General features: G+C 69.6%; 21 protein-coding genes and 1 pseudogene. 2 read left to right on the plus strand and 20 right to left on the minus strand.

The features are described 5' to 3' along the window. Positions 1-28: 28 nt before the first annotated feature. The 18 genes and pseudogenes from ACV22Z_RS11385 to ACV22Z_RS11470 form a co-directional block, all read right to left on the minus strand. The gene (locus ACV22Z_RS11385; protein WP_448076408.1) at positions 29-1,009 is read right to left on the minus strand and encodes a WD40/YVTN/BNR-like repeat-containing protein; all 981 of its coding nucleotides are present in this window, start codon (positions 1,007-1,009) and stop codon (positions 29-31) included. 300 nt (positions 1,010-1,309) lie between these two features. Then, positions 1,310-2,515 (minus strand): acetyl-CoA C-acyltransferase, encoded by a 1,206-nt coding sequence (locus ACV22Z_RS11390; RefSeq protein ID WP_448076409.1) that lies wholly within the window; start codon positions 2,513-2,515, stop codon positions 1,310-1,312. A 17-nt stretch (positions 2,516-2,532) separates the two neighbouring features. Continuing rightward, entirely contained in the window at positions 2,533-3,018 is a 486-nt protein-coding gene (locus tag ACV22Z_RS11395; protein ID WP_448076877.1) for a MaoC family dehydratase, read from the minus strand. After that, the gene (locus ACV22Z_RS11400; RefSeq protein WP_448076410.1) at positions 3,018-3,818 is read right to left on the minus strand and encodes an SDR family oxidoreductase; all 801 of its coding nucleotides are present in this window, start codon (positions 3,816-3,818) and stop codon (positions 3,018-3,020) included. The genes ACV22Z_RS11395 and ACV22Z_RS11400 overlap by 1 nt, the downstream gene beginning before the upstream one ends. After that, on the minus strand, positions 3,815-5,026 hold the full coding sequence (locus ACV22Z_RS11405; RefSeq protein WP_448076411.1) for an acyl-CoA dehydrogenase family protein: 1,212 nt from the start codon (positions 5,024-5,026) through the stop codon (positions 3,815-3,817). Before ACV22Z_RS11405 ends, ACV22Z_RS11400 begins: the two co-directional genes overlap by 4 nt. Next, complete coding sequence (locus ACV22Z_RS11410) at positions 5,023-6,378, minus strand: acyl-CoA dehydrogenase family protein (RefSeq protein ID WP_448076412.1); 1,356 nt, start codon at positions 6,376-6,378, stop codon at positions 5,023-5,025. Before ACV22Z_RS11410 ends, ACV22Z_RS11405 begins: the two co-directional genes overlap by 4 nt. A gap of 3 nt (positions 6,379-6,381) precedes the next feature. After that, positions 6,382-7,260, minus strand: coding sequence for an SDR family oxidoreductase (locus ACV22Z_RS11415; protein WP_448076413.1), 879 nt, complete (start codon positions 7,258-7,260; stop codon positions 6,382-6,384). 33 nt (positions 7,261-7,293) lie between these two features. Next, a complete protein-coding gene (locus ACV22Z_RS11420; protein ID WP_448076414.1) occupies positions 7,294-8,445 on the minus strand; it encodes an acetyl-CoA C-acetyltransferase in 1,152 nt (383 codons plus the stop codon). Beyond that, entirely contained in the window at positions 8,445-9,512 is a 1,068-nt protein-coding gene (locus ACV22Z_RS11425) for an acyl-CoA dehydrogenase family protein (RefSeq protein WP_448076415.1), read from the minus strand. Before ACV22Z_RS11425 ends, ACV22Z_RS11420 begins: the two co-directional genes overlap by 1 nt. 34 nt (positions 9,513-9,546) lie before the next feature. After that, positions 9,547-10,716: an acyl-CoA dehydrogenase family protein gene (locus ACV22Z_RS11430; protein WP_448076416.1), complete on the minus strand. Its 1,170-nt coding sequence runs from the start codon at positions 10,714-10,716 to the stop codon at positions 9,547-9,549. Beyond that, a complete protein-coding gene (locus ACV22Z_RS11435) occupies positions 10,713-11,549 on the minus strand; it encodes an enoyl-CoA hydratase family protein (RefSeq protein WP_448076417.1) in 837 nt (278 codons plus the stop codon). Before ACV22Z_RS11435 ends, ACV22Z_RS11430 begins: the two co-directional genes overlap by 4 nt. A gap of 25 nt (positions 11,550-11,574) precedes the next feature. Beyond that, positions 11,575-12,699 (minus strand): NAD(P)H-dependent flavin oxidoreductase, encoded by a 1,125-nt coding sequence (locus ACV22Z_RS11440; protein WP_448076418.1) that lies wholly within the window; start codon positions 12,697-12,699, stop codon positions 11,575-11,577. Beyond that, complete coding sequence (locus ACV22Z_RS11445; protein WP_448076419.1) at positions 12,696-13,685, minus strand: enoyl-CoA hydratase; 990 nt, start codon at positions 13,683-13,685, stop codon at positions 12,696-12,698. Before ACV22Z_RS11445 ends, ACV22Z_RS11440 begins: the two co-directional genes overlap by 4 nt. Before the next feature lie 8 nt (positions 13,686-13,693). After that, the gene (locus ACV22Z_RS11450; protein ID WP_448076420.1) at positions 13,694-14,491 is read right to left on the minus strand and encodes a CoA-transferase subunit beta; all 798 of its coding nucleotides are present in this window, start codon (positions 14,489-14,491) and stop codon (positions 13,694-13,696) included. Between the two features lie 10 nt (positions 14,492-14,501). Further along, positions 14,502-15,404, minus strand: a complete 903-nt coding sequence (locus tag ACV22Z_RS11455) for a CoA transferase subunit A (protein WP_448076421.1) — start codon at positions 15,402-15,404, stop codon at positions 14,502-14,504. 9 nt (positions 15,405-15,413) lie between these two features. Next, positions 15,414-16,310 carry a VOC family protein gene (locus ACV22Z_RS11460; protein ID WP_448076422.1) on the minus strand — a complete coding sequence of 299 codons (897 nt, stop codon included), beginning with the start codon at positions 16,308-16,310 and terminating at the stop codon, positions 15,414-15,416. Positions 16,311-16,721: 411 nt separating this feature from the next. Next, positions 16,722-17,342: a hypothetical protein gene (locus ACV22Z_RS11465; RefSeq protein WP_448076878.1), complete on the minus strand. Its 621-nt coding sequence runs from the start codon at positions 17,340-17,342 to the stop codon at positions 16,722-16,724. A gap of 604 nt (positions 17,343-17,946) precedes the next feature. Next, positions 17,947-18,027 (minus strand): annotated as a pseudogene (locus ACV22Z_RS11470) (VapC toxin family PIN domain ribonuclease); the annotation flags it as partial. Positions 18,028-18,070: 43 nt separating this feature from the next. Between ACV22Z_RS11470 and ACV22Z_RS11475 the strand changes: the two are divergent. Together ACV22Z_RS11475 and ACV22Z_RS11480 are read left to right on the plus strand one after the other, a co-directional pair. Then, complete coding sequence (locus tag ACV22Z_RS11475) at positions 18,071-18,364, plus strand: hypothetical protein (protein ID WP_448076423.1); 294 nt, start codon at positions 18,071-18,073, stop codon at positions 18,362-18,364. Between the two features lie 104 nt (positions 18,365-18,468). Next, complete coding sequence (locus tag ACV22Z_RS11480) at positions 18,469-19,569, plus strand: acyltransferase family protein (RefSeq protein ID WP_448076424.1); 1,101 nt, start codon at positions 18,469-18,471, stop codon at positions 19,567-19,569. A 253-nt stretch (positions 19,570-19,822) separates the two neighbouring features. On the opposite strand, the gene ACV22Z_RS11485 is transcribed toward ACV22Z_RS11480, so the two are convergent. Next, complete coding sequence (locus tag ACV22Z_RS11485; protein WP_448076425.1) at positions 19,823-20,227, minus strand: SDR family NAD(P)-dependent oxidoreductase; 405 nt, start codon at positions 20,225-20,227, stop codon at positions 19,823-19,825. Between the two features lie 106 nt (positions 20,228-20,333). After that, entirely contained in the window at positions 20,334-21,923 is a 1,590-nt protein-coding gene (locus ACV22Z_RS11490; protein WP_448076426.1) for a FadD3 family acyl-CoA ligase, read from the minus strand. Positions 21,924-21,947 lie beyond the last annotated feature (24 nt).

The following is a 21,947-nucleotide window of genomic DNA, read 5'->3' on the forward strand; positions in this document are numbered from 1 at the left end:
AAATGCGGGCAAAAGCGCCCGCCGCGCGTCAGGACGGCTGCAACGCGTGCGTGATGCCTGATCCGGCGAGCGGCGCAATGCCCGCCTCGCCGCCGAGCAGCAGCGCGCCGTGCCCCATGTCGAGCACCGCCGCGAGGCTCTGCACGCCGCCGAGCTTGCGCACGTCGAAGGTCAGCCCGCCGTCGCGCGACGCGACGATCGCGCCGCCCTGCCCGACCAGCACGAGTTCACCGTCGGTGAGCTGCGCCGCGCCGAAGTACGACACGGGCACGTGGCTGTCGACGTGCATCCAGGTCTCGCCGCGATCGGTGCTGCGCAACACGTTGCCGCGCATCCCGTATGCGAGCCAGTCGCCGTTCGCGAGCATCAGCGCGCCGAACAGCGAGCCGCCGTATGGCGACGGCCGCTTGTCCCAGGTCGCGCCGTTGTCGGTCGAGCGCAGCAGCGTGCCGCTTTCGCCCGCGATCAGCAGGTTGCCGTGGCCGTCGCCGACGATCGCGTTCAGGTGACGGTCGCCTGCCGGCGTCTTCACCGCCTGCCAGGTCGCGCCGGCGTCGTTCGACTGCAGCAGCTGGCCGAAACTGCCGGCCGCGAACAGCGGCCCGTTCGCGTTGCCCCACACCGACAGCAGCGGATCGGAATGGGCGGGGTCGGCGTGCACTTCGCGCCAGTGCGCGCCGGCGTCGTCGCTGCGCACGATGCGGCCGTCGTGGCCGACCGCGATCCCGAGTGTCGGCGTGACGAAGAACACCTGCGTGAGCGTCGACGGCTGGTCGGGGGTCACCGATGCCGGGCGCCAGTCCTGGCCGCCGTTGTCGCTCAACAGGATCACGCCGCGCTCGCCGACCGCGACGATGCGCGTGCCGGCTTTCGCGAGGCCGTTGATCTGCAGGCGGTCCGCGTGGATCGCGGTGACCGGGAACGCCGGCAGCGGGCGCGGCGAAAAGGCGAACAGCGCGGCGCCGAGCACGAGCGCCGACATCGCGAGTCCGGGCAAGGTTCGTTTCATTGCTTGTCTCCTGTGGGCCGGCGTTAGTGCTTCAGCACTTACCCCGGCCCCATGCTTCGCGGTCGACCAGGGTTAGCGCTTCTGCGCTTGGTCCGGTCCGATGCTTCGCGGTTGGCCGGAGTGGGTGCTTCAGCGCTTACCCCGGCCCCATGCCTTGCGGTCGCCCCATGTGAGCGCTGATGCGCTTGCACGGAGCCTCTGCAAAGTTCCGGGCCGGCGGTCGTTGCCGCGGCCTCGAATGGTCCTGAATGGATGACGGTCGGATCGGAGCCGCCGATCCGGCTGCCTGTCTGGCTAGGGCTACGCGCCCACTTCGAACAGCGCGGCGGCGCCCATCCCGCCGCCGATGCACATCGTGACGACCGCATGCCGCACGCCGCGCCGCGCGCCTTCGAGCAATGCATGCATCGTCATCCGCGTGCCCGACATCCCGAACGGATGGCCGAGCGCGATCGCGCCGCCGTCGACGTTCAGCCGGTCGTCCGGAATCCCGAGCCGGTCGCGGCAATAGAGCACCTGGCACGCGAACGCCTCGTTCAGCTCCCACAGGCCGACGTCGCGCACGGTCAGCCCGAAGCGGTCGAGCAGTTTCGGGATCGCGAACACGGGGCCGATGCCCATCTCGTCCGGCTCGCAGCCGGCCACCGCGAGCCCGCGGAATGTGCCGAGCGGCGTCAGGCCGCGGCGCTTCGCCTCGGCGCGCGACATCACGACCACGGCCGCCGCGCCGTCCGACAGTTGCGACGCATTGCCGGCCGTCACGAACTCGCCCTGCTCGACGACCTTGCCGCCGCTCCACGAAGGCTTCAGGCCCGCGAGCCGCTCGGCGGTGGTATCCGCGCGCACGCCTTCATCGCGTGTCGTGCGCAAGTCCTCATGGCCGGCCGGGTTGCCCTCCTTGTCGAACAGCGCGCGGCGCACGTCGAGCGGCGCGATTTCCGCGTCGAAGCGGCCGGCCGCCTGCGCGTCCGCCGTGCGCTGGTGACTCTGCAGTGCGAATTCGTCCTGTGCGGCGCGCGAGATCCCGTAGCGGCGCGACACGATCTCGGCCGTTTCCATCATCGCGATGTACGCGGCCGGCTGGTGGTCGAGCACCGCCTGCGAACGCGCGCGATACGCGTTCTTGTGCTTGTTCTGCGTGAGCGAGATCGACTCGACGCCACCCGCGACGACGATCCGCGCATCGCCGGCGCCCACGCTGCGCGCGGCGCTCGCGATCGTCATCAGGCCCGACGAGCACATCCGGTCGATCGCCATCCCCGGCACCGACGCCGGCAGGCCCGCGGCGGCGGCCGACAGCCGGCCGATGTTGTAGCCCTGCGTGCCCTGCTGTGCGGCGCAGCCGATCAGCACGTCGTCGACGTCGGCGGGCGCGACGCCCGCGCGCTCGAGCGCCGCGCGCACCACGTGGCCGCCGAGCGCGGGCGCCTCGGTATCGTTGAACATCCCGCGGTACGCCTTGCCGATCGGCGTGCGTGCGGCGGAAACAATCACTGCGTCTTCCATGGGCAGACTCTCTGGAACTAGAAGTAATAGCGGCTGATCGTGTCGGCAACGCAGCCGGGCTTGTCGCCGCCTTCGATCTCGACGGTCACGCGGATCCACGCCTGCACGCCGCCGTCGAGCGGCTCGACGCGCAGCAGCTCGCCGACGCCGCGCACGCGCGCGCCGACCTTCACCGGCGCCGGGAAGCGGATCCTGTCGCAGCCGTAGTTGACGCCGAGCCGCGCGCCGTCGATGCGCACGATCTGCGGCAGGAAATAATTGACCAGCGACAGCGTCAGGTAGCCGTGCGCGATGCAGGCGCCGAACGGGCCGTCTTTCGCGCGCACGGGGTCGACGTGCACCCACTGGTGGTCGCCTGTCGCGTCCGCGAAGCCGTCGATGCGGATCTGGTCGATCGCGAGCCACGCGCTCGCGCCGAGCGTCTCGCCGACGGCGGCGGCCAGTTCGCCGGGATGCGCGAACACGCGGGGCGTCGCGCGCACGGGTTCGAGTACGGTGCCCATCATGCGTGCTGGCTGCTGACCGACAGGACTTCGCCCGTCATGTACGACGCGTAATCGCTTGCGAGAAAGACCATCACGTTGGCGACCTCCCAGACTTCGGCGGCGCGCCCGAACGCTTCGCGCGACGCCAGTTGGTTCAGCAAGTCGGCCGGAGCCGACTTCTTCAGAAAATCGTGCATCGCGATGCTCGGCGCGACGGCGTTGATGCGCACGCCGTACGGCGCGGCTTCGAGCGCCGCGCAGCGCGTGAGCGCCATCACGCCCGCCTTCGCGGCCGCGTAGTGCGCCTGTTCCGCCTGCGCGCGCCAGCCGAGCACCGATGCGTTGTTGACGATCGCGCCGCGGCCGCGGGCCTGCATGTGCGGCAGCATCGCGCGCGTCATCCGGAACGTCCCGGTGAGGCTAATGTCGATCACCCGCGACCATTCGGCATCGTCCATATCGACGATGCGCTTCGAGCCGCCGAGCCCGGCGTTGTTGATCAGCACGTCGACGCCGTCGAGCCGCTGCTGCGCGTCGGCGACGAGCGCCTGCACGTCGTCCTCGGCCGCGACGTTGCAGAGCCGGCCGTAAATCTGCTGCAGCCCCGTTTCCGCGCGCAGCGTGTCGACTGCCTGCTCGAGGCGCTTCTCGTGGATGTCGGAGATGAACAGCGCGCGGCAGCCTTCTTCCGCGCAGCGGCGCGCGGCCGCGAAGCCGATGCCGGCGCCGGCCGCGGCCGTGATCAGCACCGATTTGCCGGCGAGCAACTGGTGGCCCGGCACGTAGGCGGGGGCTGGACGGATCTGGGGTTCGGTCATGCGTTACCTCGGGTTTCTTTTGGCATGCCGAGCCCGCGCTCGGCCATGATGTTGAGCTGGATTTCGTTGGTGCCGGCGTAGATCGTGTCCGCGCGGGAGAACAGGAACACGCGCTGCAGGTGGGTGAGCTTCTCGTCGGACGGATCGAGCACGTTCGCGCGCGGGCCGAGCACGTCCATCGCGAGCTGGCCGAGATCGCGGTGCCAGTTCGACCAGTAGTACTTGTAGATCAGCGCCTCGCGCCGCAGCGGCGCGCCGGCCCCGCCGTTCGCACTGTCGGCGCTGTCCGCACCCGACAGCATCCGCAGCGCGTTGTAGCGCATCACGCGCAGGCCGGCCCATGCGCGGCCGATGCGCTGCCGCAGCACGGGGTCGCGGTCCGCGCCCGTGTCGCGCGCGACGTCGATCACCCATTCGAGCTCGCGGACGAACTGCATCTGCTGGCCGAGCGTCGACATCCCGCGCTCGAAGCCGAGCAGCGTCATCGCGATCCGCCAGCCGTCGCCCGGTGCGCCGACCAGGTCGCGGGCTTCCGCGCGCGCGCCGTCGAAGAACACTTCGTTGAATTCGGCGCCGCCGTTGAGCTGTTTGATCGGCCGGATCTCGATGCCGGGCTGGTCGAGCGGCATCAGCAGGAACGACAGCCCCTTGTTGCCGCGCGATGCCGGATCGGTGCGCGCGAGCACGAAGATCCAGTCGGAATCGTGCGCGAGCGACGTCCAGACCTTCTGGCCGTGCACGCGCCACGCGCCGTCCGCGTGCTGCTCGGCGCGCGTGCGCACGTTGGCGAGATCCGAGCCCGCGCCCGGTTCGGAATAGCCCTGGCACCAGAACTGCGTGCCGGCCAGGATGCCGGGCAAAAAGCGCGCGCGCTGGTCGTCGGTGCCGCACGCGACCAGCGTCGGCCCGAGCAGCCCCTCGCCGATGTGGCCCATCCGCCCCGGCCCGCCGGCACGCGCGTATTCCTCGTGGAAGATCACCTGCCCGGCGACCGAGAAACCGCGGCCGCCAGCCTCGACCGGCCAGCCGAGGCCCGTCCAGCCGCCGTTCGCGAGTGCCTGCTCCCACGCCTTGCGCAGCTCGGGCCACGCTTCCTCGTCGCCGGGGCCGCCCCGGTGTTTCAGGCACGCGAATTCGCCGGTCAGGTGCGATTGCACCCAGTCCGCGACTTCGTGCCGCAATTGCTGTTCGCGGGTTTCGCTGTTCATTGCAGGGCTCCTGCACGGGCGGCGGACGGACGCGTTGCCGCCGGGGTCGGCGATGCGGCCGCTTCGGCCTCGTCGCGATTCGATACGCCGCCGTCGATTGCATGACGCGCGATCCATTCGAGCAGTTGCGGCGTCGTGCCGAACTGCGCGGCGGATGCCTGCGCGCGCTTGAAGTAGAGATGCGGGTCGTATTCCCACGTGAAGCCGACGCCGCCGTGCAGCTGGATCGCTTCCTGCGCGCAGAACGCGTATGCGTCGTTCGCGGCCGCCTTTGCCGCGGCGATGTCCGCGCGCAACGCGGCACCGGGCGTCGCGCCGGCTTGCGCGTCCCATGCGTGGGCGGCGCCGAGCACCACCGAGCGTGCGGACTCGATCAGCACCATCATCTGCGCGCAGCGGTGCTTGACCGCCTGGAACGACGCGATCGCGCGGCCGAACTGCACGCGCTGGCCCGTGTAGTCGAGCGTCAGGTCGAGGCACTGCTGTGCGCCGCCGAGCTGTTCGGCGGCCAGCGCGAGCGCGGCGAACCATGCGGTGCGTTCGAGGATCGGCGCGGCGTCGCGGCAGGCGATCAGCGCGTCGCGGCTCACGCGCACGTCGTCGAGCGCGACCCGCGCAAGCGGCCGCGTCGCGTCGAGCGTGTCGAGCGGCGTGCGCGTGATGCCGGATGAATCGGTCATGTCGATCGCAAACAGGCCGACCGACTGCCCCTCGTTCGCGATCCGCGCCGGTATCAGCAGCAGCGCCGCGCGCATGCCGTCGAGCACCTGCCCGCAGACGCCGGACAATGCGAAGCCGGCCGCGGTTTCTTCCGCGACAAACGGAAACGGACGCCCGCCGGACGATTCGCCGAACGCTCCGGGCGAACGCGCGCGGGGCCGCTCATCGAACGACTCGGCCATTGTTCCGCCCGTGGTCCAGCCCGATGGCTTGCCGGCAGGTTCGCCGAATGTCCTGCCGAACAGCCAATCGAACGGCAACGCCAGCGTCGCGCTGCACGCGCCTTCGGCGATCTTCGCGAGCCAGCCGGTCGCCACCGGCGTGTCGCAGCCAGCCAGCGCGGTCGCCGCGAGGCATGCTGTCGAAAAGTACGGCACGCACGCGACGCGCCGGCCGAGCTGCTCCATCAGCAGCACCTGCTCGAGCGCGCCGAGCCCCATGCCGCCCGCCGCCTCCGGCAGCGCGAGCGCGTTCCAGCCCAGCTCGCCGGCGAGCGCCGCCCACAGCGCGTCGTCGCGGCCGGCCGACTGCTCGATCGCACGGCGCACGTCCGCGGACGCGCTGCGTTCGGCGAGCACGTCGGCCGCCGCATCGCGGATCATTACCTGTTCGTCGGTGAGCGTGAGTTCCATGGTTCAGCTCCCGTAGACGGGCTGCGCGGGGCGCGCGTCGGCGAGCAATTGCGCGACGGCCGGGCCGACCTCGTCCGGCGCCCAGCGCGCGCCGCGATCGACGCGCGGGCCGGTGCGCCACCCTTCCGCGACCGCGATCACGCCGCCCGCGACCTCGAACACCTGGCCCGTCACATCGGCCGACAGCGCGCTGCCGAGCCACACGACGAGCGGCGCGACGTTGGCCGGATCGTAGAAGTCGAACGCGCCCGCGTCGGGCTTCTTCATCATGTCGGCAAACACGTCCTCGGTCATCGACGTGCGCGCGGCCGGCGCGAGCGCGTTCACGCGCACGCCGTAGCGGTGCAGTTCGGCCGCCTGCATCAGCGTCAGCGCGGCGATGCCGGCCTTTGCAGCGCCGTAGTTCGACTGGCCGATCGAGCCTTGCAGACCGGCGCCCGAACTCGTGTTGATGATCCGCGCGTCGACCGGGCCGCCGGCTTTCGCGGCGTCGCGCCAGGCGCGCGCGAACAGGTTCGACAGGCAGAAGTGGCCGCGCAGGTGCACGCGCATCACGTCGTCCCAGTCCTGCTCGGTCATGCTGGTGAACATCTTGTCGCGGCAGATGCCCGCATTGTTGACGAGCACGTGCACGTCGCCGAACGCGTCGCGCGCGGCATCGACGATCCGCTGCGCGGTATCGACGCGCGTAATGTCGTCCGAATTCGCGAGCGCGCGGCCGCCGTCGCGCGCGATCTCGTCGCAGACGGCCTGCGCGGCGTCGTGCCGGATATCGTTGACGACGACCGACGCGCCTTCGGCCGCGAATGCGCGCGCGTACTCGCGCCCGAGCCCGCCGCCCGCGCCGGTGATGATGACGGTGCGTCCGTTACAGATTCCCATGCTGTGCCTCGTGGATCGTGGAAAGTGACGCGCTCACAGGCGCTCGATGATCGTGACGTTCGCGAGGCCGCCGCCTTCGCACATCGTCTGCAGCCCGTAACGGCCGCCGGTGCGCTCCAGCTCATGCAGCAGCGTCGTCATCAGCCGCGCGCCGGTCGCGCCGAGCGGATGGCCGAGCGCGATCCCGCCGCCGTTCGGATTGGTCTTTTCGTGCGGGATGCGCGTGTCGGCGAGCCACGCAAGCGCGACCGACGCGAACGCCTCGTTCATTTCGACGACGTCGATCTGCGACCCGTCGAGCCCGCTCTTCGCGAGCGCGGCCTTCGTCGCCGGGATCGGCGCGGTCAGCATCCACAGCGGATCGTCGCCGAGCACGCTCATGTGATGGATGCGGGCGCGCGGCGTGAGCCCGTAGCGCTTCAGCGCGTCCTCGGACACGATCAGCAACGCCGCGGCCGCATCGCAGGTCTGGCTCGCGACGGCGGCCGTCAGCGAACCGCCCGGCGCGAGCGGTTCGAGCGTCGCCATCTTTTCCAGCGACGTGTCAGGGCGAGGCGTCTCGTCGTGCAGCACGCCTTCGAGCGGCACGATCTCACGCCTGAAATGGCCGGCCTCGATCGCCGCAATCGCGCGGCGGTGGCTTTCGAGCGCGTAGCGCTCCATCGTGTCGCGCGACAGGTTCCAGTGATCGGCGATCCGCTGCGCGGCGACGAACTGCGACACAGGCGCGTCGCCGAAGCGTGCGCGCCAGCCCGTGCTGCCCGAGAACGGATCGTTGAAGCCGAGCGGCGCCGCGCAGGTCATTGCGGACGAGATCGGGATCTGCGTCATGGTCTGCACGCCGCCCGCGACCACGACATCCTGCACGCCGCTCATCACCGCCTGCGCGGCGAAATGCACGGCCTGCTGCGACGAGCCGCACTGGCGGTCGACCGTCACGCCCGGCACCTGCAGCGGCAACCCGGCCGCGAGCCAGCAGGTGCGCGCGATATTGCCCGCGAGCGGGCCGATCGTGTCGACGCAGCCGAACACCACGTCGTCGTAGTCGTCGGCGGGAATCGCGTTGCGTTCGACGAGCGTCTTCAGCACGAAACCACCGAGGTCGGCTGCATGCACGTGCGCGAGCCCGCCCTTGCGGCGGCCGGTCGGCGTGCGCAGCGCGTCGACGATATAGGCTTGTTTCATCAGCATTCCTCTTTGAGGTCGAAGGTCTGCGCGGGGCCGATCGGCAATGCGTCGCCGAGGATCGCGTCGGCCACGCGGGCCTTGTGGAAAGCGCTGTCGCCCCAGCTGCCGGCGAGCGCCCAGATGCGTTTCATGAAGATCTGCAGGTCGAGTTCCCACGTGTAGCCGATCGCACCGTGCACCTGCATCGTGTGGCGCGCGGCGAGCTGCGCGGCGGCCGTCGCCGCGAGCTTCGCGTGCGACACGAACACGGCACGCTGCGGGTGATCGTCGGCGATCGCCTGCGCGGCGCGCGCGACCACCGGCCGCGCGAACTCGTAGCGGATCGCGACGTCGGCGAGCAGGTGTTTCAGCGCCTGGTACGAGCCGATCGCCTTGCCGAACTGCTTGCGCTGCGCGCTGTAGTCGATCGCGACGTCAAGCACGCGCTGCGTGAGGCCGAGCAGTTGCGCGGCCACCGCGAACGCGCCGTGGTCGAGCGCGCGGGCCAGCAGCGGCGCGGCTTCGGCGGCACCGGCGATACGCGTGGCCGGCGACGGCTCCCAGTCGAGCGTGAACAGGCGCCGCGACGGGTCGACGCTGTCGACCGCGCGCCACGCGCACTGCGCGGGATCGACGCGGTGCAGCTCGCCGCGGTGCTCGCACAACAAGGCTTGCGCGACGTGCACGTCGGCCGCGTAAGGGTTCACCGAATGCACGAGCGCGACGCGCGCACGCCCTTCCGCGATGTCGCGCAGCAGCGCGTCGCGCCAGCCGCTTTCAGGCAGCCGTTCGAGCACGCCGGCCGCGACGAGCGCGGTGTCCAGCAGCGGTTCCGGGCTGCCGAAATAACCGTAGGTCTGGGCGAGCAGCGCCCATTCGACCTCGCCCAGGCCGAGGCCGCCATGCGCTTCCGGCACCGACACGGCGGTCAGCCCCTGCGACGCGAACAGCGACCACAGCGCGTCGGAGCGGCCGGTCGGCGTCGCCCACAGCTCGCGGATCAGCTCCGGCGTCATCTCGGTCATCAGCAGGCGCTTCACGCTGTCCGCGAGCGCTTCCTGGTCTTCATCGAATACGAAATCCATACGATGTCCGTTCAGTGAGGGAGTCGCCGCGCGGTCACGCGCGCGGCATGCCGAGCATCCGTTCGGCGACGATGTTGCGCTGGATCTCGTTGGTGCCCGCGTAGATCGGGCCGGCCTGCGCGAACAGGAAGCCGTCGAGCCAGTGGCCGAGCGTCGCGTGCTGCGCGGCCGTCTGCGGGACGATTTCGCCGTGCGCGCCGAGGATGTCGAGCGCGGTCTGGTGCATGCGCAGGTCCAGTTCGGACCAGAACACCTTGTTGGTGCTCGATTCCGCGCCGATATGGCCGCCCTTCTGCAGCCGGCTCGCGGTCGCGTAGGTCGACAGCGCGTACGCCTGCGCGTCCATCCACGCGGCCACCACGCGCTCGCGCAGCGTCGGATCGCGGTCGGCCGTGTCGCGGTTCGCGAGATACAGGTCGCGCAGCGCCTGCGCGGTGCGCTGGAAACGCGCAGGCGAGCGCAGCATGAGCCCGCGCTCGAAGCCGGCCGTCGCCATCGCGACCTGCCAGCCCGCGCCTTCCGCCGCGAGCCGGTTCTCGACCGGCACGCGCACATCGTCGAAGAAGATCTCCGCGAAGCCGGTCTGCCCGTTCAACTGGCGGATCGGCCGCACGGTGATGCCCGGCGCGGACAGCGGCACCATCAGGAACGTCATCCCGTGGTGGCGCGACGATTCGGGATCGCTGCGGAACAGCCCGAACAGCCAGTCGGCCCACACCGCGCGGGTCGACCAGATCTTCTGGCCATTCAGCACGTATTCGTCGCCGACGCGGGTCGCCGTGGTGCGGATCGCGGCCATGTCCGACCCCGCGTTCGGCTCCGACCAGCCCTGCGCCCACACGTGCTCGCCGGCTGCCATCGCGGGCAGGAAACGTGCCTTTTGCTCCGGCGTGCCAAAATCCATCAGCGTCGGGCCGAGCAGGAAGATGCCGTTCTGGTTCACGCGCATCGGCGCGTCGGCGCGCCAGTATTCCTCTTCGAAGATCAGCCACTCGATCAGATCGCAGCCGCGCCCGCCCAGCTCGCGCGGCCACGTCACCATGCTCCAGCGGCCCGAGTGCAACGTGCGCTCCCATTCGCGGTGCGCGGCGAAGCCGGCTTCGGTGTCGAAGCTCGGCAGCCGCTCGCGCGGCACGTGCGCGGCGAGCCAGTCGCGGATCTCCGCGCGGAACGCCTGCTGTTGCGGCGTATAGGTCAGTTTCATGCGCGTGCCTCCTCGGCGGCGGCCGGTGCGCCGTGCGCGCCGTGCGCGCCGTGTGCGTCAAAGCGCGCGTCGCGCTTCTCGACGAACGCGGCCCGCGCTTCCGTCGAATCGTTCGTCATGTACGCCTGCAGCGTGAAGCCCTGCTCCCAGCGGTACTTGTCCTCGAGATCGCCGTCCTCGACGCCGTTCAGCGCCTCCTTCGCGAGCCGCAGCATCGCCGGGCTCTTTTCGGCGATCTTGCGGGCGATCGCGAGCGCCGCGTCGCGCAGCGCATCGCGTGCGACGACCTGCTCGACCGCGCCGAGCCGGTACGCTTCGGCCGCGTCGATCATCTCGCCGGTGAAGTACATCGCGCGTACCTTCTGCACGCCGAACAGCCGCTGCAGGTGTGCGCCGCCGCCCATCGCGCCGCGATCGATCTCCGGCACGCCGAAACGCGCGCAGTCGGCGGCGACGACGATGTCCGCCGCGCCGCAGATGCCGATCCCGCCGCCGAGCACGAAGCCGTGCACGGCCGCGATCACCGGTTTCGGATTGCGGTGCACCGCGCGGAACGTCTCGTAGTTGCCCGCGTTGACCGACACGATCCGTTCCGGATGCGCGGCCAGTTCCTTGATGTCGACGCCCGCGCAGAATCCGCGGCCCTCGCCGCGCACGACAATCACGCGCACGTCGTCGTCCTCGCCGAGCGCGTCGAGCGCCTGCGCGAGCGCATGCCAGCCCTGCGCATCGAGTGCATTGACCGGCGGATGGGCGATCACCAGTTCGGCGATGCTGTCGGCGCGGTCGATCCGGAACGGCATCGCGCCGGCCGGTTGGTTGGATGCTGTCATCTCCTCTGCCTCCCTGTGATGTCTGTCACGCGGCCTGCGTCGCGACCGCGCCGCGCAGCGCGGCCAGCGCGTCGAGTCGTGCCTCGGCCTCGCTGACGATCCGTGCGATCAGCGCGTCGCACGATTCGATCGCGCCGATCATCGCGGCCGCCTGCCCGCTCGGCAGCACGCCCTCGTCGGGCTTGCCCTCGACGATCGCGCGCTGGATCAGGAACGGCGCGTTCGCGGCCATCAGCGTCTGGCTTGCCGTGTAGTCGTGCTCGCGCAGTGCCTTGAACGCCAGGCCGAGCATCTGGCCCGCGCGCAGCCCGTTCTGGCGCCGCCACGCTTCCGCCGTCTTCAGCGCGAACAGCGTGCGGCGCAGCGGGCCGAAACGTTCGAGCTTCAGCAGATACGGGTTGTCGATCATGCGTTGCGGCAGCCCGTCGAGCGCGTCCGACACGCGGATGCGCGCCGGGTCGCCCACCGCGACGTACTGGTCGAGCGTCGCGCGCGGCACCGGCGATTCGGCGCTCATCAGGAAGCGCGTGCCCATCGCGATGCCGGCCGCGCCGTACGCGAGCGCGGCGGCCAGCCCGCGCCCGTCGAAGAAGCCGCCGGCCGCGACCACCGGCACCTGCACCGCGTCGAGCACCTTCGGCAGCAGCAGCGTGGTCGGCACCGAGCCCGTGTGGCCGCCGCCTTCCGCGCCCTGCACCGTCACGATGTCCGCGCCGAGCTCGACCGCCTTCGCCGCATGCTTCGGCGCGCCGACGGTCGGCATGCAGACGATGCCGGCGTCCTTGAAGCGGCGGATCGTCTTCGCGTCGGGGCCGCGGCCGTAGCTGACCGCGCGCAGCCGGTGCTTGATCGCCAGCTCGACGACCTGTGCGGCGTTCTTCTGGAACATGTGGAAATTGATCCCGAACGGCCGGTCCGTCAGCGACTTCACCTTCAGGATCTCCGCTTCGACCTGCTCGGGTTCGAGCGTCGCGCCGGCCAGGAAGCCGAACCCGCCCGCGTTGCAGGTGGCCGCGACGAGCCGCGCGTCGGCCACCCAGCCCATTGCGGTCTGCACGACCGGGTAGCGGCAGCCGAGCAGGTCGCAGAGCGGCGTATGAAGGGAGCTGTGAAGCTCGCTATGAAGCGGGCCATGAAGCGTCGTGCTCATGCGGCGGCTCCATTCACGGCGGCTTGCTCGGGCGCCTCGGGCATCGACGCGCGCGTCGCGGCAGCGCCGTCGACGCTGGCAGAATCGGCGGCGCGATTGGCCGCGCCCGGCTCCGGCGCAGCCGACGGCGCACGCTGCGAGCTGGCCATCTTGCGCGCGTCGTAGCCGCCGAGGCGGTCGCCGCTGACAAGCTCGTTGTGCGCATGCGCGAAGTGATGCCACGCGAACGCCGCGTCCATCGCCGCGCGCTTGCCCTGCAGCTCCTCGACGTGATTCAGCGCCTGCTTCGTCAGCGCGAGGCCGAGGCGCGGCATCGTCGCGATCTTCGCGGCGATCGCATAGGTCGCGTCGCGCAGGCGCTCGCGCGGCACCACGCGGTTGACCATGCCCATCTGGTAAGCGCGCTCGGCCGGCATCCGCTCGCCGAGGAACAGGAATTCCTTCGCGATGCGCGGGTTCAGCTCGTACGCATGCGCGAAATACTCGACGCCCGGAATCCCCATCCGCACGACCGGATCCGCGAAGAACGCGTCCTCCGACGCGACGATCAGGTCGCACACCCATGCGAGCATCAGCCCGCCCGCGATGCACGCGCCCTGCACCATCGCGATCGTCGGCTTCGGCAGGTCGCGCCAGCGGCGGCACATGCCGAGGTACACCTCCTGCTCACGCGCATACAGGAATTCGCCGCCGTCCTTGCCGACGTGGTCGTACCACAGCGACGCACGGTCGAACGATTCGTGGATGTCGCGGCCCGGCGTGCCAATGTCGTGACCCGCCGAGAAATGCTTGCCCGCCCCCGCGAGCACGATCGCCTTGACCGCGTCGTCGTGCGACGCACGCCGGAACGCCGCGTCGAGCGCATACGTCATCTTCGAGTTCTGCGCGTTGTGATACTCGGGACGGTTCATCGTGATCGTCGCGATGCCGTCCTCGACCGCATAGCCGACGACGCCGTCGCCGAACGCAATCTGGGTCGATTCCATTTCGGACCTCATCCCCGGCGCGGCGCCGGATTGTTGCGCACGATCGCCGCGCGCAGGTTGTGCGGGTCGAGCGCGCGGACGATACGCAGCTCGTCCGCATTCGGCGCGGGCGTCGTGCCGAGTTCCGGATGCGCGACGAGCGGGAAGCCGGTCGCGTCCTGCACCTCGTCGAAGCTCACGCCCGGATGCAGCGAGCGCACGCGGATCGCGTGGTCGGGGCCGCCGAAATCCATCACGCACAGGTCGGTGACGATGCTGCGCAGGTCGACGAACGTCTTCATCCCGGGCAGCCGGCGCGCGGGGTTGTAGCCGACCGTGCACACCATGTCGACTTCGCCCGCGACGAACGTGCGTTTGCCGTGACCGCTGACGAAGAACGAGTTCGCGTGGTTCGTCGTGTTGCCGGGAAAGCCGCGTGCGCCGAGCAGCTGCGTCTTCGGGCGCGCGTAGTCGTCGCCGAGCCACGAGATGTTCGCCTGGCCGAAGCGGTCGATCTGCGTCGGCATCACGAGCGCGTGGCGGCGGCCGTGCCACAGGCAGTCGAACACGCGCTCGTAGGTCATCCAGCCGCTTGCCTTTACCCGGTAGCCGTCCGGACGCGGCCCGAGCGGCACCGGCTCCTCGACGAGATACGCTTCGCCGTCGGTCAGCATCAGGCCGTTGTTGTACGCGAGCCGCGCGAGGCCGGCCGCGAGACGCGGGCCGGTGCCGATGCCGGTCGCCAGCACTTCGCCGTCGTCGCGCCAGAGCCGTGCGGCGGCGACGATCATCAGTTCCGCGAGGGAATGGTCGAGAGATTCGCTCACAGGCGCTCCTTTACAGAATCGGCAACGGCAGCGCCGTCACATGCGACAGGCCGCCGACGCCTTCGAGGTACTGGCGTTCGTCCTGGCCGACCACGTCGCGCAGGTAGGCGGCGGCTTGCGCGTCGTCCTCCGCGCTCGCGCAGTACGCGCGCAGGTGCGGCAGGTCCCAGCCGTAGGCCGGCCCGCACGACGTCGGGTGGGCACCGCCCGGCGCGTGCACGACGCCCGTGACGAGCGAGCGCTCGAACGGGCTGCGGCGCGCCGCGTCGAGGTCTTCGCTCGCGAGCGATGCGTCGACCGCTTCGACCGTTTCCGCCGACACGTAGCAGCGCTGCGCGGCACGCGCCATCCACGCGTCGAAGAACGGATCGGGGCCGTCGATGCGCGTGTTGCCCATCCGGTCCGCCGCGTTCACGTGCAGCAGCGCGACGTCGAGCTCGATCGCCGGCATCGCGAGCAGCGTCTCGCCGTCGTCGTATGGCGAGCGCACCGTGCGCAGTTCCGGCGCGTGGTCGAGCAGCGCGGTGCCGAGCCCGGCGCGGGTCGGCAGGAACGGCAGGCGCGCGGCGGCCGCGCGCAGGCCGAGCTGCAGCATCCCTTCATCGAGTTCGAGCACGTCGATGCGGCCCTGTTCGCGGGCGCGGCGGAAATGCGGCTCGAGCGGAATCACGTCGAGCGACACAAAGCCGAACACGACCTTGCGCACCTTGGCCGCCGCGCACAGCAGGCCGACGTCGGCGCCGCCGTACGCGACAACCGTCAGGTCCTTCAGGTTCGAGCGCGCGATCTCGCGCACCAGCGCCATCGGCTTGCGCCGCGGCCCCCATCCGCCGATGCCGATCGTCATGCCGTCGGCGAGTTGCGCGACCACGTCGCGCGCGGACATCGTCTTGTCGAGAGGTTTCATCGTCATCGTGCTGGCTTACCGGTATCCGATGCTGAAGTCGTGGCCCCACTGGCTCACCTGGGTGGCCTCGAACACCGCGTGCTGCGACCAGTCGACGGTGAGGCCGCCGAAGCCGTATTCGAGGTCGAAGCCGCCGGGGGTCTTCATGTAGAACGAGATCATCTGGTCGTTGCAGTGGCGGCCGAGCGTCGCGGACAGCTTCACGTCGTGCGCCGCGACGCGGTCGAGCGCGCGGCCGACCTCGTCCATCGAATCGACTTCGGCCATCACGTGCACGCAGCCGGACGGCACGGCCATCTCGAACAGCGCGAGGCTGTGGTGGCGTGCGTTGCGGCAATGCATGAAGTGGATGCGCTTCTCGGGCTCGGCCGGATCGGGCGTGAACTTCACGCGGTAGATGTCGGACAGCTCGAAGCCGAGCACGCTGCGCACGAACGCGTCGGTCGCGTCGAACTGCGGTGCGGGCAGCACCGCATGGCCGAGGCCCATGCCGCCGGTGACGAAGCGCGGCACGCCGAGCGGCGACACGAAGCGGCGGAAGTCGCAGCGCGCGCCCCAGTACAGCTCGTGGCGGTTGCCGGACGGGTCCGCGCACCACGCCATCGCCTGCACGCGGCGCAGCGCGGCTTCGGCGGCCGTCGCGCGGATCGGCTCGACGCCCGCGCGCTGCAGCGCGGCCAACGCCGCGTCGAACGCGGCGGCGTCGGGCAGCTCCCAGCCCGACGCGTGATAGCGGTCCGCGCTGCCGGGGACGACCAGATAGCGGAAATCGCGCTCGTCCATCTTCAGGTACAGCGCGCCGTCAGGCGCGTCGAGCGCCTGCATGCCCAGCACGTCTTCCGCGTAGCGGCGCCACGCATCGACATGCGTCGCCTCCACGACGACATAGCCGAGCGCACGGACATCGATCATGTCGGCCTCCTCCTGGTTCAGAATCCGTTGTTCGTGTAAGGATTCTGGCCGGTCGGCCGGGGTGTCACATCGTCTGTTGGGACGAGAGGCGGACGGAAACGGATGGCGGCCGACGGACCGGTGGTCCGGTCCGTCTGGCGGCATCACGCGCGGCGGGATGCCGCGCCGGAAGATCGACCGGCGCGGATGTGCCAGCGTCGGGCGATCAGGATCATGCGGGCGCGAAGCGCCCCCGCCGCCACGCGTCCGGGTCGCGGCATACACCGTCGTTGTGCAGTGTGACTTTGACGAGCCCGTGCATTTCGCCACGCTCGCGCGAGTCCGCGCCCGGTCCCGGATCGGGAACGCGCGGCGCCAGCACTCGGCGGGTTCCGACCGCACCGGCCTTGCTTCCGCGGTCGGAACCCGCGGTCAGAACCGATAGGAAATCCCGATCTGCAGGACCGGATACCATCGGTAGCGCGACATCGTGCGCCTCAGTTCGTCGAGGCCGCTCGCGGTCAGGATCTGGCTTTTCACGGGCCCGGCCATCGCCGCCAGTTCCGGCGACAGCGTGAACGAGCACTTTGGGATACCGTACGCGACGCCGAGATCCGCGATGAAGCCGAACCCCTTCGACTCCGGCCGATGCCCGTAGCCGATGCCGAAGTATGGCATCACAGTCGGATAACGCGCTTCCGCGGTCGCATACATGCCGGGCATGGCCGGAAAGGTGTGGCCGCCGAACGCGTAGGTGCCGTTGGTCGGCACCGACACGCCGCGGATCGAGTCGTCGTTGAACCGCAACCCGGCCGTGATGCGGAATCCATGGCCGCGCCATGGAAAGACATCGGCGTAAAGCCCCCCCTGCCGAAGCTTCAGGTCGTCCTGAAAGCGATTGCCACCAACGTTGAAATCGTGCGACAAGTCGATCGCATTGAAATCGGCATGCGCGCCGAGCACCGAATTGAAGCTCACTGCTGCCCCAATGCCAGCGCCCTGCGTGCCGCCTTGCAGGAAAATCTCCTGCGCGTGCGCACTCGCGACGAACATCACCCCCAACGCTGCCCATTTGTTCACTGTCTTTTTCACGAGCGTCCCCCCGGACGCGTACCGGTCATCACAACGCACGCGGCGTTTCACCGGCACAACATCTCTTCTCTCTTCTTCTCAATATCGAATCGCGACCGTCGTCGAACACCGATGCCGCTACGGCCGACACCGGATCCGATGCGGATCGCACGGCACGGCGCCGCTCGATCCGATCCCCGTTTGCGTTATTTCCCCGACTCCCGTCGTGCGCATCGACATCGCTTCATCGGCGTTTGCGCCGGCGGTACCACAGGATCTGCAAGGAGTGCGCCAGCGGGCGGAATCCCAGGCGGGGTGGGCGTCTGCTGCCGATCGTCGGGAATCGATCAGGGCCGGACGGACGGAATGTTTCAGAAATGAAGCGGAATGCCGTGCGGCTCGTTTCGGAAATGAACCGCCGACGAAGCGGATGGGCGGCACCGCGATGACCGATGAGCGGCCGTTTGGGCGGGAACAACGAGGGAACGGCACGCGGCATGACGCCTGCGATTCAGGCGAGCGGCATGATTCATCCGTGCGACACGGCGTCGGCCGGCAGGGTACTGCACGCGGTGAAGTACTGCGGCTAGTCGAACGCGTTCAGCAGCTTGACGCCGGTTTTCGCGAAATCGCCGACATTCCAGGGCACGACCGTGAGGTCGTTGATCTCGAACCCGCGTGCGCTCGAGGAAACGAAGGTCGACCGCAACTTGGTGCCGCTTCGATCGCCGCCCGTCGAGCGCGTGCCGAAGATGCCGGACTTCGACGTGCCGACCGATGACGAGCTGCACGCGATCCGGCGAAAGTACCGCGGCGAGCCTGATGTGGAGCGCCTGATTCTGGAGATCGTGACGCTGCGGAAGTTGCTCCAGAAGATCCGGGACTGGTACGACGTCACCGAACGCTGTACCCAGGACAAAGGGGGACTCGGAGGCGCGAACGGCCGTCTGCTCAGGCTGTACCACCTTCTCAGGGAGGAGATGACGCGGGCCGGCATGCTGTAGCGCTCGGCGCGGTAATGGCTTTCCCTATGGGAGATTGAGGACGCCCCGCCTATCCAATATAAACAGATCATCAGCAGAAATACCAAAGAGAACGGGGACCAACAATGAGAACGACCAATCTCAGCCTCGAGGGGTTGCGTGGCGCCGCTGCGCTTCTCGTCGTCTTCTTTCATGCGCACTTCTGGGTTTCGTGGCTCGACGCCACCCAAAACGGCTACCTCGCCGTCGACCTGTTTTTCGTTTTGAGCGGGTTCGTGATCAGCACGGCGTACAGCGCCAAGCTTGACGACGCGGGGGAAGCGCGCGCGTTCATCGTCCGACGGTTCGGCCGGATCTGGCCGGTCTTCGTCGTCGCGACGGCGATGCAGTACCTGGTCACGGACAGCCTGCTTGCCTCAATGACGCGCGCTGGCCACTACTATCCGCTCGACATCCCGTCGTCGGGCGAAACAGTGGCGCTCGTCACGATGTCGCAAGGGCTGAACCTGTTTGATCGCTACATCGGCAACGGCTCTGCATGGTCGGCCGGCGACGAGTTTTACATCTACCTGCTGTTCGGCGCGATGTGTCTGGCGCTGCATGGGAAGGCGCGCATTGCCGCATTCGCGGCCACTGCGGCGGCGGGATACGCGCTCGCGATCTGGGTGTCTGTCGGCCCGTCGCACTGCCTGCGAACAGGATCCTGCTTCGACATGACGTACAGCTTCGGGTGGGCGCGTTGCCTGGTGGGATTCTTCGGGGGGGCGTTGATCGCGGAATATCGCGGCGCGGCGCTCTTCCGCGCGCTGCGCGGGCGCTTCGCGCAGATCGCGATCTTCGCCGCATCGGTCGGGTTTGTTGTGTATGCGGATCGCGCGCCCGGACTCGCGCTCGCCGCGCCGGTCGTGTTTGTCGCGCTGATCGCGTCGTTGACGGAGGATCGCGGGGCGGTCGCCGCGCTGTTCAGCATGCGGCCGTTTCAATACCTCGGCCGCGTCTCCTATTCGCTGTACCTGACCCATGCCGTATTTCTGCAGGCATTCGGCAGTGTGGTCAACGCGCAGCACTCATTCACCATGCAGGCGGTCGGGATTGCGGCCTTCCTTGTGTTTACCTTCTTCATCACGCAGCTCGTGCACGTGGCCGTTGAGGTGCCGTTCCGCGCGCGGTTCTACGGCTGGGCCGGCCGCTTGCGCGAGCGCGCGCCCAGCGTCGTGGTCGATTGACGATCATCCGTCACAGCTTCGCAAGCGCTACCGCCGTCACTTCGTACCCGTCGTCGTACAGCCGCTGCAAAGCGACCGGCGTCGTCAGCAAGTACCTGATCCATCATGTCCTGCAGCAGGCATGGACGAAGCACGGCGATCCGGTGAGCATCACGGGCCTGTCCGTGTACTTCGCAGAGGCGCGGGAACTGGCCGGCGTCACGGGTGACGATGCGCCGAGCTTCCACGAGATTCGCAGCCTATCCAAGCGGCTCTACGTGGCCCGAGGGGGTGTTGATACCAAAGCCACGCAGAAGGCCATCGTCTCGACGTCGATCGCGCGCCGCCAGTCGTCGTGCGTCATGTCGCCGATATGGCGCTGGTTCACGAGCGGCCCCGCCGCCCAGACGAGCGTGTGAACGCGGCCATGCGCGGCGATCGCCGCTGCGAGCGCGGCTTCGACCTGCGCCGGATCGGTGACGTCCACGGCGTGCGTGCTGGCCTTCACGCCCGTGTCGCGGATCTCGCGCGCGACGCGCTCCGCCACGTCAGCCTTGCTGCGATAACCAACCGCGACAGGCACGCCGGCCCGCCCGAATTCGATCGCGACGCCCTGCCCGATGCCGCCGCTGCCGCCGAAGACGAGGGCTGCGCCCTCCGGAAACCGCGTTTTGTTCATCCGTTTCTCCTTGGTCGCTGCTGCGTGGTATCGGGTGGCTGCCCGTCAACGCGCATCTGCACGCATCGCGGACACCGCGAACCCGGCGCCGCCGGTCCGCGCCGCGTCACACCGCCGCGTCGGACCCCGCCCGCAACCGATACTTGAGCACCTTCCCCGCCGCGCTCGTCGGCAACCGATCGACGAACGTGACATGGCGCGGCACCTTGTAGTTGGCCATGTTGCGCCGCGCCCAGTCGTTCAGTTCGTCCGCGTCGAGCCGCATGCCGGGCCGCAGCACGACGTACGCATGCCCGACCTCGCCGAGCCGCGGGTCGGGCACGCCGATCAGCGCGGCCTGCGCGATCGCCGGATGCGCGGCGAGCAGTCGCTCGATCTCGGCCGGATAGCAGTTGAAACCGCCGACGATGAACATGTCCTTGATCCGGTCGGTGATCTTCAGGTTGCCGTTCGCGTCGACGCAGCCGAGATCGCCGGTATGCAGCCAGCCGTCGGCGTCGATCGCTTCGCGCGTCGCGTCGGGCTGGTTGAAGTAGCCGCGCATCACGTTGTAGCCGCGCACCCAGATCTCGCCCGTCTCGTCCGGCCCGAGCGCGACGCCGCCGGGCCCGGCGATGCGGACCTCGACGTCGTGCATCGGCCGGCCCGACGTCGACGCGACCGTCGCGGCATCGTCGCCGTGCCGGCACAGCGTCGCGAAGCCGCACGACTCGGTGAGCCCGTAGCCGGTCAGCACGGTCTCGAAGCCGAGCTCCGCGCGCATCCGTTCGACCAGGCTCGGCGCGATCGCCGCCGCGCCCGTCACCGCGATCCGCAGCGACGACAGGTCCCGCGTGCCGCGCGCCGGCGCATCGAGCAGCGCGTAGTACAGCGTCGGCGGCCCCGGCAGCACCGACACGCGCTCGTCGGCGATGCGGCGCAGCACGTCGTCGGGCTGGAACACGAGATGCGGCAGCACCGTCGCGCCGCTCGACAGCGCGGCGAGCCAGCCGGCCTTGTAGCCGAACGTGTGGAAGAACGGGTTGACGATCAGGTAGCGATCGTCCTGCCGCACGCCGGCGATGCGCGCCCAGTCCTGCGCGGCGCGCAGGTTCTGGCCGTGCGCGGTCATCACGCCTTTCGGGCGGCCCGTGGTGCCGGACGTGAACATCAGGTCCATCACGGTGTCGGGCGTCACGCCCGCCTCGCGCGCACGGACCGCATCGAGCGGAACCCGCGCGGCGCGCGCAATGAACGCGTCCCACGTCTCTTCATGCGGATGCGGGCGCCCGGGCGGCTCACGGTCGAACACGACGACGTGTTCGAGCGTCGCCGGCCGATACGGCTCGAGCATCGCCGGATACGATTCGCCGAGGAACGTGCCGCAGCAAAACAGCAGGCGCGCGCCGCTGTCGTGCAGGATGCCGCCGACCTCCATCCCCTTCATCCGCGTATTGACCGGCACGAGCACCGCGCCGGCCGTGTGGATCGCCAGCGCCGCGACGATCCACAGCGGCAGGTTCGGCGCCCAGATCGCGACCCGGTCGCCGGGCTCGATGCCGGCCGCGAGCAGCGCGCGCGCCGCTTCGAGCCGGGCCGCGTCGAGTTCCGCATAGGTCAGCCGGCCCGCTTCCGACTCGATCGCCGGATGCGCGCCGTGGCGCGCGGCGGCCCGCGCGATCAGCGCGGGGGTGGTCAAGGCTTCGTTGTCCGTCATCGTCGTTTTTGCAAGAATTTGCAC

The sequence above is a fragment of the Burkholderia sp. PU8-34 genome (assembly GCF_053427725.1).

Bases quoted from the DNA above. Each gene is read 5' to 3' on its own strand.
- ACV22Z_RS11430 (WP_448076416.1), bottom strand. From the start codon at position 10,716: ATGAAACTGACCTATACGCCGCAACAGCAGGCGTTCCGCGCGGAGATC.
- ACV22Z_RS11480 (WP_448076424.1), top strand. From the start codon at position 18,469: ATGAGAACGACCAATCTCAGCCTCGAGGGGTTGCGTGGCGCCGCTGCG.
- ACV22Z_RS11485 (WP_448076425.1), bottom strand. From the start codon at position 20,227: ATGAACAAAACGCGGTTTCCGGAGGGCGCAGCCCTCGTCTTCGGCGGC.
- ACV22Z_RS11435 (WP_448076417.1), bottom strand. From the start codon at position 11,549: ATGACAGCATCCAACCAACCGGCCGGCGCGATGCCGTTCCGGATCGAC.
- ACV22Z_RS11455 (WP_448076421.1), bottom strand. From the start codon at position 15,404: ATGACGATGAAACCTCTCGACAAGACGATGTCCGCGCGCGACGTGGTC.
- ACV22Z_RS11490 (WP_448076426.1), bottom strand. From the start codon at position 21,923: ATGACGGACAACGAAGCCTTGACCACCCCCGCGCTGATCGCGCGGGCC.
- ACV22Z_RS11460 (WP_448076422.1), bottom strand. From the start codon at position 16,310: ATGATCGATGTCCGTGCGCTCGGCTATGTCGTCGTGGAGGCGACGCAT.
- ACV22Z_RS11385 (WP_448076408.1), bottom strand. From the start codon at position 1,009: ATGAAACGAACCTTGCCCGGACTCGCGATGTCGGCGCTCGTGCTCGGC.
- ACV22Z_RS11405 (WP_448076411.1), bottom strand. From the start codon at position 5,026: ATGAACAGCGAAACCCGCGAACAGCAATTGCGGCACGAAGTCGCGGAC.
- ACV22Z_RS11465 (WP_448076878.1), bottom strand. From the start codon at position 17,342: ATGTTCGTCGCGAGTGCGCACGCGCAGGAGATTTTCCTGCAAGGCGGC.
- ACV22Z_RS11410 (WP_448076412.1), bottom strand. From the start codon at position 6,378: ATGGAACTCACGCTCACCGACGAACAGGTAATGATCCGCGATGCGGCG.
- ACV22Z_RS11400 (WP_448076410.1), bottom strand. From the start codon at position 3,818: ATGACCGAACCCCAGATCCGTCCAGCCCCCGCCTACGTGCCGGGCCAC.
- ACV22Z_RS11445 (WP_448076419.1), bottom strand. From the start codon at position 13,685: ATGGAATCGACCCAGATTGCGTTCGGCGACGGCGTCGTCGGCTATGCG.
- ACV22Z_RS11395 (WP_448076877.1), bottom strand. From the start codon at position 3,018: ATGGGCACCGTACTCGAACCCGTGCGCGCGACGCCCCGCGTGTTCGCG.
- ACV22Z_RS11425 (WP_448076415.1), bottom strand. From the start codon at position 9,512: ATGGATTTCGTATTCGATGAAGACCAGGAAGCGCTCGCGGACAGCGTG.
- ACV22Z_RS11390 (WP_448076409.1), bottom strand. From the start codon at position 2,515: ATGGAAGACGCAGTGATTGTTTCCGCCGCACGCACGCCGATCGGCAAG.
- ACV22Z_RS11420 (WP_448076414.1), bottom strand. From the start codon at position 8,445: ATGAAACAAGCCTATATCGTCGACGCGCTGCGCACGCCGACCGGCCGC.
- ACV22Z_RS11440 (WP_448076418.1), bottom strand. From the start codon at position 12,699: ATGAGCACGACGCTTCATGGCCCGCTTCATAGCGAGCTTCACAGCTCC.
- ACV22Z_RS11415 (WP_448076413.1), bottom strand. From the start codon at position 7,260: ATGGGAATCTGTAACGGACGCACCGTCATCATCACCGGCGCGGGCGGC.